This is a genomic window from Butyrivibrio fibrisolvens, from assembly GCF_037113525.1.
Classification (GTDB): domain Bacteria; phylum Bacillota; class Clostridia; order Lachnospirales; family Lachnospiraceae; genus Butyrivibrio; species Butyrivibrio fibrisolvens.
In genome coordinates, this window is sequence record NZ_CP146963.1 from 168,769 (window position 1) to 187,773 (window position 19,005).

The 19,005-nt window shown below is 41.0% G+C and carries 11 protein-coding genes; 10 read left to right on the forward strand and 1 reads right to left on the reverse strand.

Features of this window, described 5'->3' with window-relative positions; all coding sequences use genetic code 11:
• The first annotated feature begins 29 nt into the window (after positions 1-29).
• The 3 genes from WAA20_RS00685 to WAA20_RS00695 all read left to right on the forward strand — a co-directional run bounded on the left by WAA20_RS00685 (position 30) and on the right by WAA20_RS00695 (position 3,765).
• A complete protein-coding gene (locus WAA20_RS00685) occupies positions 30-1,526 on the forward strand; it encodes an extracellular solute-binding protein (protein WP_073388882.1) in 1,497 nt (498 codons plus the stop codon).
• A 107-nt stretch (positions 1,527-1,633) separates the two neighbouring features.
• Entirely contained in the window at positions 1,634-2,923 is a 1,290-nt protein-coding gene (locus WAA20_RS00690) for a carbohydrate ABC transporter permease (protein WP_081373898.1), read from the forward strand.
• A complete protein-coding gene (locus WAA20_RS00695) occupies positions 2,920-3,765 on the forward strand; it encodes a sugar ABC transporter permease (RefSeq protein ID WP_073388883.1) in 846 nt (281 codons plus the stop codon). The genes WAA20_RS00690 and WAA20_RS00695 overlap by 4 nt, the downstream gene beginning before the upstream one ends.
• Before the next feature lie 139 nt (positions 3,766-3,904).
• On the opposite strand, the gene WAA20_RS00700 is transcribed toward WAA20_RS00695, so the two are convergent.
• Positions 3,905-4,771, reverse strand: a complete 867-nt coding sequence (locus WAA20_RS00700; protein WP_073388885.1) for a sensor domain-containing diguanylate cyclase — start codon at positions 4,769-4,771, stop codon at positions 3,905-3,907.
• 397 nt (positions 4,772-5,168) lie between these two features.
• On the opposite strand from WAA20_RS00700, the gene WAA20_RS00705 reads away from it, so the two are divergent.
• The 7 genes from WAA20_RS00705 to WAA20_RS00735 all read left to right on the forward strand — a co-directional run bounded on the left by WAA20_RS00705 (position 5,169) and on the right by WAA20_RS00735 (position 18,938).
• On the forward strand, positions 5,169-8,027 hold the full coding sequence (locus WAA20_RS00705; protein WP_073388887.1) for a hypothetical protein: 2,859 nt from the start codon (positions 5,169-5,171) through the stop codon (positions 8,025-8,027).
• A gap of 441 nt (positions 8,028-8,468) precedes the next feature.
• Positions 8,469-11,702, forward strand: a complete 3,234-nt coding sequence (locus tag WAA20_RS00710) for a hypothetical protein (RefSeq protein ID WP_073388888.1) — start codon at positions 8,469-8,471, stop codon at positions 11,700-11,702.
• A 195-nt stretch (positions 11,703-11,897) separates the two neighbouring features.
• Complete coding sequence (locus WAA20_RS00715) at positions 11,898-13,295, forward strand: extracellular solute-binding protein (protein WP_073388890.1); 1,398 nt, start codon at positions 11,898-11,900, stop codon at positions 13,293-13,295.
• Between the two features lie 115 nt (positions 13,296-13,410).
• On the forward strand, positions 13,411-14,340 hold the full coding sequence (locus tag WAA20_RS00720; RefSeq protein WP_027217291.1) for a carbohydrate ABC transporter permease: 930 nt from the start codon (positions 13,411-13,413) through the stop codon (positions 14,338-14,340).
• A 1-nt stretch (position 14,341) separates the two neighbouring features.
• Positions 14,342-15,169 carry a carbohydrate ABC transporter permease gene (locus tag WAA20_RS00725; RefSeq protein WP_027217290.1) on the forward strand — a complete coding sequence of 276 codons (828 nt, stop codon included), beginning with the start codon at positions 14,342-14,344 and terminating at the stop codon, positions 15,167-15,169.
• A 429-nt stretch (positions 15,170-15,598) separates the two neighbouring features.
• On the forward strand, positions 15,599-17,191 hold the full coding sequence (locus WAA20_RS00730) for an extracellular solute-binding protein (protein WP_242951202.1): 1,593 nt from the start codon (positions 15,599-15,601) through the stop codon (positions 17,189-17,191).
• A 25-nt stretch (positions 17,192-17,216) separates the two neighbouring features.
• Entirely contained in the window at positions 17,217-18,938 is a 1,722-nt protein-coding gene (locus WAA20_RS00735) for a histidine kinase (protein WP_073388891.1), read from the forward strand.
• Positions 18,939-19,005: the final 67 nt, after the last annotated feature.

The window sequence follows — 19,005 nt, forward strand, 5'->3', positions numbered from 1 at the left end:
TAGGTATTTGATAAAAAGAGGAGATAGGTATGGGCAAACAATTAGTAAAGATATGTTCAGCATTACTTGCAACTGCTATGGTAGCAACAGGCTGTTCATCAGCTGCCAAGGGCGAATCTGGAAGTACAGATAGTACATCAATAAATCCATCAGGAGAAAAGATCACACTTCGAATTCTTGAGAATGATACAGCAAAGTCTCAAGGCTATCTTGATGAACTTTTAAATGCTTTCAACGAAGCATATAAGGATCAGGGAATAGAAGCTGTTGATGCAAATATGGAAGAATATTCTGATCTTGCAGAAAACGGACCTTACGGCTATGGCCCCGATGTTCTGTATCAGGCTAACGATCAGATCATGACTTATGCAGAAGATAAACATATCATGGCACTTAACTTAGAAGATTTTGAATGCTATGACAAGATTCCTCAGGAAGCATTTGATGCATTCAAGATCAATGTAGATGGTAAAGATTATTACTGTGGAGTTCCTGTTAATGTTCAGGAGCCAATGCTCTTTTATCGTAACGACATGATGCCTGAAGACTGGGAGACAACCTGGGACCTTGATGGAAATAAGGTTGCAGACTTTTTTGAAAACTGGAACAGTTTGTATGCTTATTCCAAGTATTTAAGAGATAATGATACAAGCGCTAATAAAGATTCTCAGTACGGTCTTATGGCTCCTGTAAACGATCTTTATATGATGGCAGAATTTTCTTTTTCATACGGCGGATATGTATTTGGAGAAGATGGTTCAGGTAACCTTGATCCATCTGACATAGGTTTTAATAAGGGTGATAGCGCAAAAGGACTCCTTGCTCTGAAGGAATTTACAAAGCTTATGAGCGAAGAGTGTATCGATGATTCTGTTAAGACAAGCAGATATTCAAAGGTTGCTGACGGAACATTTTTCTGCTCAATATCTACACCTGATACCTATACTCTTTTTTATGACAAGCTTGTAGCTGAATATGAAGAAGAGGGTTTAAGTGAAGATGAAGCTAAGACCAAGGCTTCTGAAAACCTTATGATGGTACAGCTCCCTTCCAAGATGCCTGCAAATGGCGACCTTACAACAGATCCTTCTACTATGTCTGAAGGCGATTTCGTTCAGACTAAGGTTATGGGAGGAGTTAACGGCTATGCTATCAGCGCTTACACCAAGTATAAGGAAGCAAGTATAGCATTTGTAAACTTTGCAACAGGATACGATATGATCTCAAAGAGAGCAGAAATACTTGGAATTGCTCCAACAAGATCAGACGTTGCAAGCGAGATTGGCGGCGTAACAGACATCATCTTCAACAATTTAAAAGAAGGCAACATCTACCTTATGCCATCTGTGAAGGCTGTAGATCAGATCTGGGATCCTATGCAGACACTTCTTGCTGATGTTGGTAAGGATGCATTCAGAGCAAGGAATGGTGAGACAGAGAAGTATACTGATACGGCGAGTATGCAGACAGCACTGGACAATTCCGCTCAGAGCATATATGACGCAATCTATACACTGGCTCAGTGATTAGGAGTTAATCATAGATTAACTCCGCGAATTGGTGGAGATAATCTCCACCAATATCGAATTATTAGTTACTCGTTACACTCACGACATCATGTTGAGGATGAATTATGAAAAAAGAAGGCAAGATGCCTGTCCTGTGCTCATGTATTATCATGGGCACGGGCCAGCTTATGTATAAACAATGGATCAAAGGGTTATTATATATAACTGCCTTTGTATTGTTTCTGTATTTTTTGTTTACTGTAGGTATAACTGATATCACAGGGTTTTTTACCTTAGGAACAGTCGAAGGAGATGCCTGGCTTGGAATTGAAGGCGATGACTCCATCATGATGATGCTTAAGGGAATCCTTGCATTTATAATCGTGGCTCTTTTTCTGCTACTGTATTACAGCAATATTAAGGATGTTCTTAATACAAGAGAAAGACTTTCTAGCGGTAAAGAAATACTTCCTTTTTTTAAGGCGGTAGCAGTTTTTACAGATAAGAAGTTCTATATAGTTGCACTGGCTGTGCCGGTTGTAGGAGTACTTATCTTCAACGTTCTTCCTATTATATTCATGACACTTATAGCCTTCACTAACTACGGCGGAGATATAGTGCCACCTAAGCTTGTGGACTGGATAGGACTTGATAATTTCAGGAAGATTTTTGTTCTTTCAGATCTTAAGGCTACATTTTTAAAGATCCTTGGATGGAATATTCTCTGGGCAGTGGCATCAACTTTTATTAACTATTTTGGAGGACTGCTCTTGGCGCTCCTTCTTAATAAAGAGTGTGTCAAAGGTAAGACTTTCTGGAGAGCTTTCCCGATTCTTGCATATGCGGTTCCGGGATTTATAACACTTCTTGGATTTAAGTTTATGTTTTCATATGGAGGCCCCATCAACTACCTAATTACAAGAACAGGTGCTAATGCGGTTGGATTTCTTGATATAGATGCAGGATGGAAGGCAAGGATAATAGGCCTTTTGGTCAATGCATGGATATCTATTCCAACTTCAATGCTCCTTGCAACAGGTATTCTTTCCAATATGAATGCAGAGCTTTATGAAGCAGCAAGTATAGACGGAGCTACGAAATGGGTTCAGTTTATAAAGCTTACACTTCCCTTTGTTGTATTTTCTACAACTCCGACTCTTATAACAAGTTTTGTAGGTAACTTCAATAACTTTGGCGTATTCTATTTCCTTAGAGGCGGCTTATACCTTGACGGTTATTTCCTTGCAAGTGATACGGACCTGCTTATTAACTGGCTTTATAACCTGTCCATTGATAATAACTACTATGGAATCGGTGCTGCGATAAGCCTTATCATCTTTTTCATTACGTCAGTATTTTCTATTGGAACTTATGTGAACAGTTCTGCATTTAAGAAGGAGGATACTTACAGATGAGAAAGAAAAAGAGTGTAAGATTTAATAATATTTTGGAAGTATCTGTGACGTATCTGATACTTATTGCAGTGTCACTGATATTCTTTTTCCCGATCCTGTGGCTTGTGCTTGCATCATTTTCAAAGACAGGATCAATATATGACTTTAAGGGCTTTTTCCCATCAGCATATAGTCTTGATACTTTTAAAAAGCTCTTTACTGATACTGCGATGTATGATTATCCATCATGGCTTCGTAACAGTTTGTTCGTGTCAGTTTTTTCCTGCCTTATAAGTACGACACTTGTAATACTTACAGCATATGTTATGAGCAGATTCAGGTTCAAAATGCGTAAGCCTATCATGACCACAACGCTTGTACTTAGCATGTTCCCAAGCTTTATGGGTATGACAGCTGTGTACCTTATAATGGTCAACTTTGGACTTATTAATAACCTATGGAGCCTTGTACTTATCTACTCTGCAGGTGCGCCAATGGGATACCTTGTTCAGAAGGGATATTTTGATACTATCAGCAATTCCATATATGAAGCTGCCAAGATAGACGGAGCAACCAACCCTGTCATCTTCATTAAAGTAACCCTCCCTCTGTCAAAGCCCATTCTTGTATATACTGCGCTTACATCTTTCGCATGGCCCTGGAGCGATTTTATCCTCCCCAATATGCTCCTTAAAAACAGGGATCTGTGGACAGTAGCAGTAGGACTTACACACATAGGTGAGACTGAATTTTCAAGATTTGCAGCAGGTGCTATCTTCATAGCAGTACCTATCGTTACGTTATATTTTGCATTATCCAACTTCCTTGTGGCAGGCGTATCAGACGGCGCAGTAAAGGGATAAAATATTTATTCACTAAGAAACTTTGAAATATGGCATTCTTGCTATTTTATATAGAGTTAACCTGAACGTAAGGGGCTGTGAAAAAATGATTTCTCATTTTTTCACAGCCCCTTTTTATAAAGATTATCAGACAGCTGTTTTATTTGGAATGATGGAGTTCCTTCATCTCATACATCCTTTTATCTGCAAGTTCCAAAAGAGATGGTATTGATATGGTTTCTGAATATAAAGCAGATCCATAAGAAACTTTTATGGAAATGTTGTTGCCGTCAATATTAAGTGGCCCTTCTACGAATCTTGTAATATGCTTGCCAATAGATTCAACATCGGAATCATGACGGATCTGATGGATTATTATAAATTCATCTCCGCCATATCTGAATACAATGCTGTTGCCTGCGGCAGCCATTGTAAGGCTCTTGGCAACAGATTTAAGTACAATATTGCCATATTCGTGACCATAATTATCATTAACGTGTTTAAAATCATCAAGATCTATCATAAACAGTACAAAATCAGCCATCTTGTTTTTGTACTGTTTTTCATATGCTGTGGCGATATTACCAAATGCGCGTCTGTTTAAAAGGCCTGTAAGGTCATCAGTCTGGCACAAAGCTGAAAGTCTGTCTCTTTCTGTAACTTCATCCGTGATATCCATAAAGTAGCCAACAAGACCTACTATCTTGCCGTCAGAAATAATGGGACATTTAGAAGCTTTGATCTTTCTGAGCTTTCCCTTTACTATGCATTCTCCGGGCACATCCAGAACGGACTTGCCGTTGTTTAAAACTCTAAGCTCAATCTTTTTAAAAGGTTCAGGGTTGATATGCCAGCCCATATCTTCATCATTCTTGCCTATGATCTCATCCACTGAGGACAGACCGTAGTAATCAAGAAACATCTGATTTGCACCCAAAAAACGCCTGTCTTTATCTTTCCAGAAGATTCCGACAGGAATGAGCTTCATAATATTATCAAGAAGAATCGAATCAGATATTAAGTCCATGAATTTACCTAAGGATAAGTAAATGATGTGGGTGTCAAAAGAAGTATTTGACACCGATGTCACTGCTACAGATTAATTGTAACAGAAATAATCAATATTTTGAATATGAATTTATTGTATTATGTCATTTCTAAAATCTGCTATTGAAAACTTGATGATATCAATGTTTTTTGAAAAAGATATGTGTGATAATGATATGCTACCCCCAAGTAGGACATAGAAATACCCACAAGTTATAAGTAATAGAGAAATGAACTGCGTGTCAATTTTTAATAAAAAAATAACACCATTTGAAAAAAAGAAGCCTAAATAATAAGGTTTCTTTTTTTTATTATGATAAGGAACCAATTGGGAAGTTTGCAAATAATCGTTTCTTTATGAAAAAGGTAGGAGATGAATGAATAAAGTTAAATTCCTTGATAAAAACGGAGCATTTGAGCTTGAGGATGCGGATCTTTGTAACAATCTGTATTTTCCGCTTGCAAGCGAACGCGGCCTTAAGAGCTGCGTGACACCCCTTCTGTCCGGTGATTCCAAGATCGATCAGAACCACTTCCTCTTGGAACCCATGAGCATTGAGAACCTCAATAATAACAGACTTACCAGGAATTTCTGGTGCCTTGTTAATGGGGCGCCATGGTCTGCAAACGGCAGCAGTGCATCACAGAATGTAGATAGACTAACTGATGATAGGGAGCCTTGTAAGGTTACTGCCGGATTCATGTGGCACAAAGTAGAAAGAGAAAATAAAAAACTTGGTATTAAGTCAGAGATAACTTCATTCGTTCCATACGATCAAAACGTTGAAGTTCATATAGTAAAGCTGTCAAATGCAGGTGATAAGGATATGGACATAACCTTCATACCGGCTATCCCTGTATATGGAAGAAGTGCTGACAACTTAAGAGACCACAGGCATGTAACATCACTTCTTGGAAGGACATATATCACAGATAAGGGCATAATAGATGCGCCAACTCTGTCTTTTGACGAGAGAGGACACAATCTGGCAGACAGCAGATACTTCGTCGAAGGATACGGCATAGGAAGTAAAGAAATTGCAGAGAATCCTGTTAAGGTCGTACCTGTACTTGATGACTTCATCGGAGACGGAACTCCTGACTGGCCGGAGTATGTTATCAGGAAGTCAGCATCTGGTGATGACGATCATCAGTATATAAATGATATTCCACTTGGTGATCGTGATGGTAATAAGACTATATCAGATAAGAAGGACGAGGAAGTGGCAGTCCATAACTTCCCCGAATGTAAGGATGCAAGCGGCCAGGAGATAATAGGTGCCATAAGTTTTGAAAAGACGCACCTAAAGCCCGGTGAAGATAAGACTTACATAGTATATGCAGGTATTTGCAAAGAAGATGATGAGTTTAGAAAAATCAAAGAAGATCTGGCTACGCCTTCCAAAGTATATGAAAGCCTTGAAAGAACCAGAAGCTACTGGATCAGTAAGGTCAATATCAAGATAACAACAGGTGATGCATATTTCGACGGCTTCATGAGATGGGTAGCTTTTCAGCCGGAACTTAGAAGGATATTCGGATGTTCTTTCCTTCCTCACCATGACTACGGCAAAGGTGGCAGAGGCTGGCGAGATCTATGGCAAGACTGCCTTGCACTCCTTCTTATGGACCCTTCAGGAGTAAGGCAGATGCTGCTTGGTAACTATCAGGGAGTCAGAATCGATGGCACCAATGCAACGATCATAGGAGATGGCCCTGGCGAGTTCAAAGCTGACAGAAACTCAATCACAAGAGTATGGATGGATCACGGCGTATGGCCATTTATAACAACAAGACTCTATATAGACCAGACAGGAGATATAGAGTTCTTAAACGAGAAGTGCGGATACTTTTGTGACAAGCAGATCTTTAGAGGACGTAAAGTAAATCCTGGGCTAATAAGAGATGACAACTCACTTAGACAGGCAAATGGAGACAAGTATACAGGCAGCGTCTTAGAGCACATACTCCTTCAAAATCTCTCCTCTTTCTGGGAAGTTGGCGAGCACAATATCATAAAGATACGAGATGCAGACTGGAATGATGCTCTGGATATGGCAGGCGATAGAGGCGAAAGCGTAGCATTTGCAAATGCCTATGCAGGAAACCTTATACACCTTGCAGATATGCTGGAATCAGGTAAGTTCCCAGATGACAAGGTATACGTATTTGAAGAACTTGGAGACCTTCTTATAGATGATGAGACTATCTATGAAGATATCAAAAGTAAAGAAAATATACTGGAAGGATTCCTGTCAAAAGTATCCGGAGATATCACAGGTAATACTATCGGTATAGATATAAAGAGCCTGTCATCAAACCTTCGTCATAAAGGAATGTGGATCATAAACCACATAAGACATAATGAGTGGATAGAAGATCATACAGAACCTAATACTGCAAATCCTGATGATAAGAAACAGTGTGATCACAATGAAGAGAAACTTGGCTGGTACAACAGCTATTATGACAACAGCGGCAGAGCACTGGATCTCTCGGTTCCCGGACATAAGAACATGATGCTCACAGGCCAGGTCTTCTCCATCATGAACGGCACAGCAACAGATGACCAGATAGAGAAGATATGTAAGAGCGCAGATAAGCTCCTTTTTGACAAGGACGCAGGCGGATATAGACTCAATACAGACTTTGGTATTGTCAAGACTGACATGGGACGCATGTTCGGATTTGCCTTCGGAGAAAAAGAAAACGGAGCAGTCTTTAGCCACATGGCAGTCATGTACGCAAGCGCCCTGTATCAAAGAGGCTATGCAAGGCAGGGATATAAATCACTTAAAGCCCTATATGAACTTAGCTCAGACTATGACACCTCGAAGATCTATCCCGGAATCCCCGAATATTTCGGACGACATGGAAAAGGACTCTACGGATACCTCACAGGAGCTGCCAGCTGGTACCTCATGACAGCAACCATGAATATGTTCGGAATAAAAGGAGAGTACGGCAACCTAGTAATAGAACCAGGCCTCTTACAAGAACAGTTCGATCAAAACGGAAGATGCCAGATAGAACTGGAATACGCCTTCCGCCCCTTAAGAATAGAAATCATAAACCCCGCCCACCTAGACCACGGCCAGTACCACATCAAAGAATGCAAAGTTGCCGGCAAAAACGTCAAACTTGAAAATGGCGCAGTTAAAGCGGTTATAGGCAAGAACGTTATAGACGCATTAGATCTAAACGTAAGAAACACAATAGAAGTAGTACTAGGATAAAGAACCAAAGCACAAATAGAAGTAGTACTAAGATAAAAAACCAAAGCACAAATAAAAGTAGCACTAGGATAAATAACCAAATCGCAAATAGAAGTAGCACTAAAATAAAGAACCAAATCGCAACTAAAAGTAGTACTAAGATAAAGAGCCAAAGCACAAATAAAAGTAGTGCTCGGATAAAAAACAAAAGCCCAAATCGAAGTAGCGCTTAGATAAAGAACTAAAGCGCTAATAAAAATAATACAGTTGAATTTTTCTATACCTAGCAAGGCTGGGGCCTTAAATGGTCCATTTGGGCTGCCTTGAAAAACGTCGGCACTTAGGGGGCGTACTTTGCCCCCTTAGTACCGTTACGTTTTTCACGGAGCGAAAGCGTCAGCCAAAATGGACCATTTAAGGCCCCAGCCTTGCGTATAGAAACGACAACATACAGGAGGAATCATGGAGAATTTTGTTATAGATAGTTATGGAAAGAAAACGACTTTTGCGAGCTTCCTTCCCGGAATCGCCGGCATAAAAGGCATCCCAATCTGGTGCTACTACGTCAACAGAGGCCAGGGAGTCGTAAGCTTTGGAGTAGACAACAAAGACCACGCCATCATGGAGTTCTACCCGGCACACACAGCTTATCAGAATGTTAAGAGAACAGGCTTTAGAACATTCATAAAATCAGGCGATAAGTTTGCAGAAAGCTTTGCAGATGAAGACCATGCTCACAAGATGCTAGTTGGAGCCAACACCCTGTCTATAGAAGAAGATAATGTTGATACAGGCCTTAGGACCAAAGTTACCTACTTCGTCCTTCCGGAAGAAAAGATAGGAGGCCTTGTCAGAAAGGTATGTATAGAGAATATCTCAGATGAAGATAAAGAAATCGAGATCATAGACGGTATGCCCGCCCTTATCCCTTACGGAGTATCACTTGACTCTATGAAGAACATGGCGCAGCTCTCCAAAGCCTGGATGCAGGTGGAAGAGCCTTTTGAGAATGTATCCTACTATAGAGTCAGAGCCAGCATGGAAGATACAGCAAGTGTCACAACTGTTGCAGGTGGCAACTTCTCTCTAGCAATAGATGAAAAAGGCGAGTTCTTAAAGCCTGTTATAGACCCTGACGCAGTCTTTGGCTATGACAACAGCCTTTCAAAGCCTGTTAACTTTATAGAAGGTGGCCTTGGCGGCGTACTTGATACTAAGCAGAGTAGATCCAATCTTATACCTTCAAGCTTTTTTGCCAAGAAAGATAGACTATCAAAGGGCGAAAGTACCTGCATCTATGAACTTATAGGTCAGGTAGAAGATGTGTCTGTACTAAAGAGATTCTTATCAGGGGAAGATGGATCTGGTAAAAAGAGCGTAACTGAAAAAAGTGTATCTGAAAAAAGCACATCTGAAAAAAGTGCACCTTCGGCTAATACTTTTACAAAACTTACGCCCAAGTTTTTTGAGAAAAAGCTTGAACGTGCCATAGAACTTACTGATGATCTTACAGATATAGTTTCAACTAAGACCGGAGACAAGAATTTTGATGAGTATACCAGATATACCTTTATGGACAATGTTCTTAGAGGCGGTCTTCCTATAAAGATCGATGATAACAAGGTATTCTATGTATATTCAAGAAAGCACGGAGATCTTGAAAGAGAATATAACTATTTTGCCATGTCACCGGAGTTCTATTCTCAGGGCAACGGTAACTTCAGGGATGTCAATCAGAACCGCAGGATGGACAGCTTCTTTGCTCCATATACAGACAGAGCCGGTATCAAGATGTTCTACTCTCTGATACAGACAGATGGTTACAATCCTCTTAGTATAGAGAAGATTACTTATAGTATAGATAGAGTTGTTTTAGAAGATATACTATCCGGATATATCTCCAAGATAGAAGAAGGCCATGTAGAGCGTAAGAGCGCACATCTTGAAGACTATTATGATGGTGACAATTTTGATAAAGAGAAGTTTAGAAATACTATATATGATGTAGTTAAGGACAAGCACTTCACACCGGGACATCTTGCTCTTGTATGTGACGGTGATGTTTTTGACAAGATCATGGATAGCAGCACAGCGGATGTTAATGCTTCATTTGGTGAGGGATACTGGTCAGATCACTGGACTTACAACCTTGACCTTGTAGAAGAGTACCTCTCACTATACCCTGAGAAGAGGCAGGAGCTTCTTTTTGAGAAGGATTATACCTATTTTGCCGCTCAGAAGAAAATAAATAAAAGATCCAAACGCTATGAAGAGACAGAAGGCGGTATCAGACAGTATTATGCACTTGATACAGATGCTGTAAGACAGGATACCGGCAAGGAGCTTAGAACCAAAGACGGCCATATCTATAAAGGAACTCTTCTTGAGAAGCTGATCCTTTTGTGTACTACCAAATTCGCAGCTCTTGATCCTGCGCAGATGGGAGTTGAGATGGAAGGCGGTAAGCCGGGCTGGTATGATGCACTCAATGGTCTTCCGGGACTTTTGGGATCGTCCATGGCAGAAAGCTACGAACTTGAAAGAACTCTTGCATGGACTATTGATGCACTTTCTTCTTATGAGGGAGATGTTGCTATCTTCAAAGAGCTCTGGGAGTTTATGAGTGATATTTATCACATTACTGAGAATGTAGAAGATTGTAACATATACTGGAATCTTGTTAATGACAGGAAAGAGAAATACTGGGACGATGTCTTTGAAAGAATCGATGGTAGTGTAAGCACAGTCCCTGCTGCAGAAGCACTTGCAGTTCTTACAAGATTTAAAGAGATAGTCGATGAGGGAATTAAGAAGGCCATAAAACTTGGAAATGGTATATGTCCTACATATTTCTATTATGATGTGACCTACTATACCAAGGATGATGATGGCATACATCCTGTATCCTTTAAGGTCAACATGGTGCCTCTTTTCTTGGAAGGTCCTGTGAGATATCTTAAGACAGCTATAGATCTTGACAAGAAGAGAGCACTTTATGACAGGATCAAAGAAAGTGACCTGTATGATGACAAGCTCAAGATGTATAAAATAAATGCACCTCTATCAAGTGCTTCATACGAACTTGGCAGGTGCAGATGCTTTACTCCGGGATGGCTTGAAAACGAGTCTATATGGCTTCATATGGAGTACAAGTACCTTCTTGAACTTGTAAGATCAGGTCTATACAAAGAGTATATAGACGATCTTCGCACAGCCCTTGTTCCATTTATGGATCCTTCAGTATATGGAAGAAGTATATATGAGAACTCTTCATTTATCGCAAGTAGCGCAGGTCCTGATGACAAGATCCATGGCAAGGGCTTTGTGGCAAGACTTAGCGGATCTACCATAGAATTCATGAGTATGTGGAAGATTATGATGTTTGGAAATGAGCCTTTTATGCTTGAATCAGGTGAACTTGTATTTGCGCCAAGTCCGGTTATTCCAAAGTATCTGATCCTAAAGTCAGAAGATGGCGACAAAGTGATAAGTGCCAGATTCATGGGACATACTGATATTGTATATCATCTTGGAGAAAGAAAAGATTATATCCCGGGTGAATACAAGATCACTAAGATGGTGGCAACAGATGCACAAGGCCAAGAGGAAGAGATCACAGGCCAGGTCATGAAGTCAGATGCAGCTATAGCCCTTAGAAGCGGTGCTTATAAAAAAGTAGACATATATCTTGACTGATATATGAAAACGATAAATGAAAACATTATATGGCTATTTTGACTAAAAGATTTTGATCAATATTAATTTTTGCCAACATCCTGCTATATAAAAAAACGACACCATTTTAAAATTTGGATAATTTTTTGACACCTATAACCCTCCTATAATCAAAGCATAAACACAAAACGTGCTTTAACAAGGAGGGTTATTTTTATGAAGTTGAAAAAGTTAATGGCAATCTCATTAGTAGGTGCTATGGCTGCTTCTATGGTGGGATGCGCCGGATCATCTGATGGCAAAACAGGTGCAGATAACGGAACAAGTACAGAGAATTCCGGTGAAGCAGTAGCATCAAATGGCGAGAAGCTTGTTGTATGGACTCTTGCATCTGACCTTAAGCAGTTTGCTGAAAGATACACAGAGCAGACTGGTACAGAAGTTGAGACAGTAGTTATCGAGCCGGGTGACTATCCAACCAAGGTTCAGACAGCTCTTATGGGCGGCGAGACAGAGCCTGATATCATCGTAGGCGAGCCTCAGATGCTTGAAGACTTCTATGATAATGGATTCTTTGCTGATCTTGACGAGCTTGGAGCTAAGGATTATGAAGGCCAGATCGTAGATTATGTTTGGAAAGTCGGCCAGGACGCAGATGGCGTTCAGAGAGCTATCTCATATCAGATCACACCTGCAGGAATCTACTATAGAAGAGATATTGCAACAGAAGTATTCGGAACAGATGATCCTGAAGAAATCGGCAAGTATTTTGCAGATTATGGAACAATCCTTGATACAGCTAACACACTTAAGGATGCAGGATACAGAATCTTCGCATCAGACTCTGAGATTAATTATTTCTCAGGTGACAGCGCTTGGGTTGTAGACGGAGCACTTAACGTATCACAGGCAAGACTTGATTACATGGACCTTGTAATCTCACTTTATCAGGATGACCTTACAGCATATGCTAACCAGTGGTCAACACCATGGTATCAGGCAATGAGCGGAGAGGTTCCGATTCTTACAGCTGAGATCCAGAATTACGAAGATGATTCTGTTAACGTATGGGATGCAGAGTCTTTCGAAGAAGCTACAGCAGACCTTGAGAAGACAACAGTATTCGCATTCGGTCTTCCTTCATGGGGCGTTCTTACAATGAGAGACAACGTAGGCGAGACATCAGGTAAATGGGGCGTATGCCAGGGACCTGCTTACGGATTTGGCGGCGGTACATACATCGGTATCTCAAGCCTTTCCGAGAGAAAAGAACTTGCTTGGGACTTCATCAAGTTCTGCACACTTAACGAAGAGACAGCTGACTGGTGGATCGAGACATCTGAAGGTGACACAGTATCACTGATCTCTGCTCTTGACAAGCACAAGGATGACGAGAACGCAGTATACGGCGGTGAGAAGCTCTACAGCTTCTGGCTTGAGCAGGCTGAAGGCATCGATTATTCTAAGGTAACTAAGTATGACAAGGTTATCGGCGATGCATGGGGTCAGGCGATCGGAGCTATCAAGACTGGCCAGGCTACTAAGGAAGAAGCTCTTAACACCTTCTATGACACAATTGAATCTACATATCCTGATATCAAAGTAACAAGGTAATTTCTGCTAAAAGACAACACGCCGGAGAGACTAATGGTTCGATATTGGTGGCGTAGAAATGTGCCAATATCGATCCTCTCTCCGGTTTTTTAAAACAGAAAGAATCGAGGTTACTATGAGTAAGATCAATAAAAAGAGAAGCAAACTAACTGCATATAACAACTGGGGATACGCATTTGTAGCCCCATTCGTGATCGTATTTCTTATTTTCAGTGTATATCCTGTTCTTCGTACTCTGTATCTGAGTTTTACAGATCTAAAAGTTATGGGACAGGCTCATTTTATCGGACTTGACAACTATACTCGAGTTGTGACAGACAAGTTTTTCTGGATAGCACTGTGGAACACAGTTCGTATCTGGACTGTCAACATTGTACTTCAGCTGGGACTTGCATTCCTTCTTATGATGGTATTTAGTGATGTCAAATACAAGATGGCAGGTCTTTCAGTATTCAGGGTTGTATATTATCTTCCCAATCTTATCGCGGCAACATCTGTAGCATTTCTTTTCAGTACTCTTTTGGACTGGAGATTTGGTACTTTTAATATTTTGCTTAATCAGGTTTATAAGCTTTTTGGAGCGCATTATGCTCCTATTGACTGGATCGGAAACTCAGCAACAGCAGGACCTACTATTGCAGTTATCCAGTCCTGGATGTGGTTTGGTAACTCATTCATCATGCTTATGGCAGGTGTTCAGGGTATATCCAAAGATTATTTCGAGGCAGCAGCTATTGACGGCGCAGGCAGATGGACTATCTTTGGTAAGATCACTCTTCCTCTTATAAAGCCTATCATGATGTATGTAGCTATTACATCTCTTATCGGCGGTCTTCAGATGTTCGATCTGCCATACCTTATGGTCAATCCGGCAACAGCATCTTATGGTTCAGTTCAGACAGTAATGATGTACCTGTACAAATTTGGATTTACTTCAGGTACTGTACAGACAGGCTTTGCATCTGCCATAGCATATGCACTGTTTTTAATCATCCTGTCAGTATCACTGTTACAGATCAAATTATTTAACAGAAAGGAGAAGTGATATGGGTTTTACTATTAAAAAAGGCATTTTGTATATACTTCTCATAATCCTTGCTGCAACCTGTCTTCTTCCTTTCACTCTCATGATAGTCAATGCAACAAGAAGCGGAGCTGAAATATCAAGCTCATTCACTTTCATACCCGGAACTCACCTTAAAGAGAACTGGGATATACTATTTGGATACTTCAACCTCTTCAGAGGTATGTTCAATAGTGTATTAGTTGCAGTTCCTGCAACACTTCTTGGAGCATATTTCTCAGCTCTTACAGCATACGGACTTGCTATGTACAAGTTTAAGGGTAACAAGGTTATATTCGGTGCGATCCTCACATTCATGATGATTCCCGGACAGTTGTCACTTATCGGTTTCTATCAGTTGTGTACAAAGCTTCATCTTGTTAACTCATATATACCTCTTATAGTGCCTGCTATTGCAGCTCCGGGAACAGTATTCTTCCTAAGACAGTATATTCTCTCATCCCTCTCCCCGTCTTTGGTAGAAGCTGCAAGAATTGACGGTTCACCTGAGATATATACTTTCCACAAGATTGCTCTTCCCATCATATCACCTGCTATGGCGACTATGGGTATCATGGGATTCATCGGCAACTGGAATAACTACCTGCTTCCGATGATCATCCTCAACAAGAATGAGAAATTCACTCTCCCTGTAATGATGGCAACCCTTCGTGCATCCATTGATGCTGCCAAGAACCAGGGCGCTACATATCTTGCGGTAGCGATATCCGTAATACCGATTCTGCTCGTATTCTGCTTCTTCTCGCGATATATTATCAGCAGTATATCAGCAGGTGCGGTCAAAGAATAAAAACAAGGCCAACAGAAGCTGTCACTTAGGTGGCAGCTTTTATTGATGAAATGGCGAAAACTTCCCACTTGTACGTTGCAGTATTACCAAGGGCTTTGCTGGGGCAGGTAGTATATAGATCATTTCCATGCTGTTAATCGTTTTATAATTCATGGCATGCTATCTGGAGATTCCCATTCTGGGGTCCAAACTCGCTTCGCTCAGACAGGTGGACCCCGGGCAGAATGGAAATCTCCATCTACCATGCTCATGAATTTGATAAAACGATTAAAAAGCATGGAAATGATCTATATACTACCTGCCCCAGTAAAGACTTTGGGGATGCCGGCCCGTCCAAGTGGGAAGTTTGAGTGAAACTCTACACATGATATAATTATGCCAAATCTATTGGATCTTTTTGGCAACATAATGAAAGGATAAGTGTAGAAAGTGGGTAGAAACAATCTAGTTAAGAAACAGTGCGTTCTTTTGTTATCACTTATCATGCTAGCCGGATGCGCAGATGCTGCAGGTGAGGGGGGGAATGTACCTGCTGCAGACACGGGTGTCATAACTCTTGACTGGTATGTGAACTATTCCTGGTTTGTTACGGACTGGGGTGAGAATATGGTGTCTCAGAAGTTCACTAAGGATACAGGAGTAGATATAAATTTCATTACACCTATGGGCAATGAGACCAATAAGCTTGAGTCGCTTATTGATTCAGATTCACTGCCTGATATTGTAACTATAGGATGGTGGGAGCCGCAGATTCAGACGATGCTTGATAGGGGGATGGTATATCCTCTTAACGAGCTTGCGGATATGTACGATGCTTCTTTTTACGATGTGACTGATGATATGGTCAGGGACTGGTATACCATGAGTGATGGCAATATCTACGGATATCCCAACTCTACCTACACGCCCAAAGACTTGGAAGAGCATGACAATATCGCATCCAATCAGACTTTTCTTGTAAGGAAAGATATATATGAAGCTATAGGAAGTCCTGATATGAGTACTCCGGAAGGCTTCTATAATGCAGTAGTTAAGGCTGCCGAGATGTTTCCGGAAGTAGACGGCAAGCCTCTTATACCGATAGGCGCGCATGAATTTGAGCAGGACGGGTGCGTATCTTTTGACCAGTATCTGCAGAACTTCCTGGCGGTTCCTTATGAGAAGGACGGGGTCAAATATGACAGGAAGACTGACCCTGAGTATCTAAGGTGGCTCAAACTCTTCAGAAAGCTATGTGAAGAAGGGTATCTGGCTGATGATATCTTCGTAGACAGGCGGACACAGACAAGTGAGAAGGTAAGCGAGGGGCGATACTTCTGCATGCTGTATCAAAGGACTGACCTTGCAGATCAGGAGAAGGAGCTCTATGCCAAGGATCCTGATAAGATCTACATAGCAGTAGACGGTCCAAGGAATTCTAACGGCGATGATCCTGTGCTTCCTTCTAATGGTATAGTTGGCTGGACTCTGACCTTTATATCCAAGAATTGTAAAGACCCTGAAAGGGCTATAAAGTTCATGGACTATATGTTAAGTCAGGATGGGCAGAAGCTTTTGTATCTGGGGATAGAAGGTGAGACATACGATATGGTAGGAGATGTCCCTGTTATGAAAGAGGATGTTAAGAAGATCCTCTCTACAGATCGTGAGACGTATGATGCCATATACGGAGCGGATGATACCTACTGGATGCTTCAGAACAATGTAATGCAGCTTGACTGGCATATGGAGACGGAAGAGCCTCTCAAGCAGCTTGAAGAGTGGACATATCCCTATACTACATATCTGGGTCAGTACGATGTTATCATCAATGAGGACTCGGAGATAGGAAGGATATATTCTGCCTGCAGAGAGCTGTGGGGAGATACGCTTCCAAGGCTTCTTCTGGCAGGTTCAGATGAAGAGTTCGATGAGATATTGGAAGAGTATATAAGTCAGCGTACGAGTCTTGGCTACGACAGACTTATGGAAGAAGAGACCAGACAGATGATAGAGAACAAGAAGAGACTTGGAATGGAATAAGCCGCTATATTGTGCGAGGGTTTGGATGAAAGAAGGAAGCTTTTTTGGCAATTTAAAAATAAATAGCAGATTCACCCTTGTGATCCTTGCTTTTACCTTCGTTCCTATTGGCGTTATGGCAGGTGTCCTTTTTAGGAATCTTGAAACAGATGCTATAAAAGAAAGCTATAACTACATGGAAGCCAAGGTTACAAGAGACTATGCGATGATCTCGACCAATATCGAATCGATCAATATGTCTACAAGGTTCTTTTTGTCGGATGAGGGACTTTCGGATATTCTTACGATGGCCTATGATGGTCAGGACCTTGATACAAGGCAGATTCTTGACTTTTATAATACGCAGGTGGCTGATCTTGAAAGGCTTGTTAATAATAATCCTGTACTGTATGCAGTAAGAGTATACGGCGTTAATGACAATGTGCAGGAGATGATGCCTGTTTTGTACAATAACACCCGTATGAAGAAATTGTCATGGTACGACGATGTCAAAGAGGGCTGGCATTTTGGATATCACGATACCCTCTTTTCCTCACTTACTACAGATCAGGGGACAGAGCTTGCCGGTCTATGCAGTCAGGTTACAGATTATGACAGAGGCGTTATCGGATATGTGGAAGCGGCGATGCCGCTTAAGACTATGTTCCCGGGAGTGTATGAAGGTGATGATACTCTGTACAGCTTCTTTGTAAGCAGTAGTGGACAAGTTCTCTTTGGAAGTACTAAAGATAACACAGAAAGCTTGGAGGCAAGCACAGGTTACAGCAAAGAGCCTGATTTTGGCGATGGTCTTGATGATAGTACATATTATAGATCTGATAAAGTGGATGAAAGTCTTATTATAGACGCATTTACTACAGATCTTGGAGATCTTGACAGGCAGATAATATACAAGAAGATCTCAGGAAGATACCTGACTATAGCGCGGTATCCTATACGAAGCCTTGATGGTGTTATGTATAGTGTCCAGGATATTACCAGTCAGGTATGGGCCGTATATCATAGGCGCAATATTTTTGTCTTTATAATGACTATAGTCCTGTTCGTCACAGCAGGTCTTATATACAGGATTGTAAGGCGTTTCCAGAAAGAGGTGCTGTCCAAAAGCTCAGAACTTAGATCTCTTCAAAACCAGATCAATGCCCATTTCATCTACAATGTACTTGAGTCTATCAAGATGATGGCCGAGATAGATGAAAAGTATGAGATATCGGATGCCATAACTTCTCTTGGCAAGCTTATGAGATATAGCATAAAGCAGGGCTTTGGCAATGTGCATCTTAGTGATGAGCTTGAATATATCAAGAACTATGTGCTCCTTATAAACTTAAGGTATGATTTTGAAGTTATATTGTCGCTGAATGTACCTGGGGATCTTCTAAGTCAGGAGATACCTAAGATGTCACTGCAGCCTATAGTAGAGAACGCGGTACTTCACGGCATAGAGCCTGTGGCAGCAGATACGACTATTTATATCAAAGCCTGGGAAGATGATGATAGATTCCGCATAGAGATTACGGATTCCGGTAAGGGCATGGATGAAGGTGAGCTTCAAAACCTTTTAAAACGTATACATGGTGAGATAGAAGAAAGCGGCGGAAGAGGAAACGGCATAGGGCTTAAAAATGTTGAGGACCGTATTAAGCTGACGTTTGGATCAGAGTACGGACTGGAAGTATATTCTAAGCCCCTTAAATATACTAAGGTTTCTATAGTACTTCCAAGAAGAGATCTGGAGAAAAAGTAGTTCGTAAATACTGGTGTACTGACTTGCTCAAATTTCAAATAACAGATATGTGAAATATAAGCAGGTC

Excerpts from the sequence above, each read along its gene's own strand:
- WAA20_RS00710 (WP_073388888.1), top strand. The coding sequence starts at position 8,469 with ATGGAGAATTTTGTTATAGATAGTTATGGAAAGAAAACGACTTTTGCG.
- WAA20_RS00705 (WP_073388887.1), top strand. The coding sequence starts at position 5,169 with ATGAATAAAGTTAAATTCCTTGATAAAAACGGAGCATTTGAGCTTGAG.
- WAA20_RS00695 (WP_073388883.1), top strand. The coding sequence starts at position 2,920 with ATGAGAAAGAAAAAGAGTGTAAGATTTAATAATATTTTGGAAGTATCT.
- WAA20_RS00700 (WP_073388885.1), bottom strand. The coding sequence starts at position 4,771 with ATGGACTTAATATCTGATTCGATTCTTCTTGATAATATTATGAAGCTC.
- WAA20_RS00720 (WP_027217291.1), top strand. The coding sequence starts at position 13,411 with ATGAGTAAGATCAATAAAAAGAGAAGCAAACTAACTGCATATAACAAC.
- WAA20_RS00715 (WP_073388890.1), top strand. The coding sequence starts at position 11,898 with ATGAAGTTGAAAAAGTTAATGGCAATCTCATTAGTAGGTGCTATGGCT.
- WAA20_RS00725 (WP_027217290.1), top strand. The coding sequence starts at position 14,342 with ATGGGTTTTACTATTAAAAAAGGCATTTTGTATATACTTCTCATAATC.
- WAA20_RS00735 (WP_073388891.1), top strand. The coding sequence starts at position 17,217 with ATGAAAGAAGGAAGCTTTTTTGGCAATTTAAAAATAAATAGCAGATTC.
- WAA20_RS00685 (WP_073388882.1), top strand. The coding sequence starts at position 30 with ATGGGCAAACAATTAGTAAAGATATGTTCAGCATTACTTGCAACTGCT.
- WAA20_RS00690 (WP_081373898.1), top strand. The coding sequence starts at position 1,634 with ATGAAAAAAGAAGGCAAGATGCCTGTCCTGTGCTCATGTATTATCATG.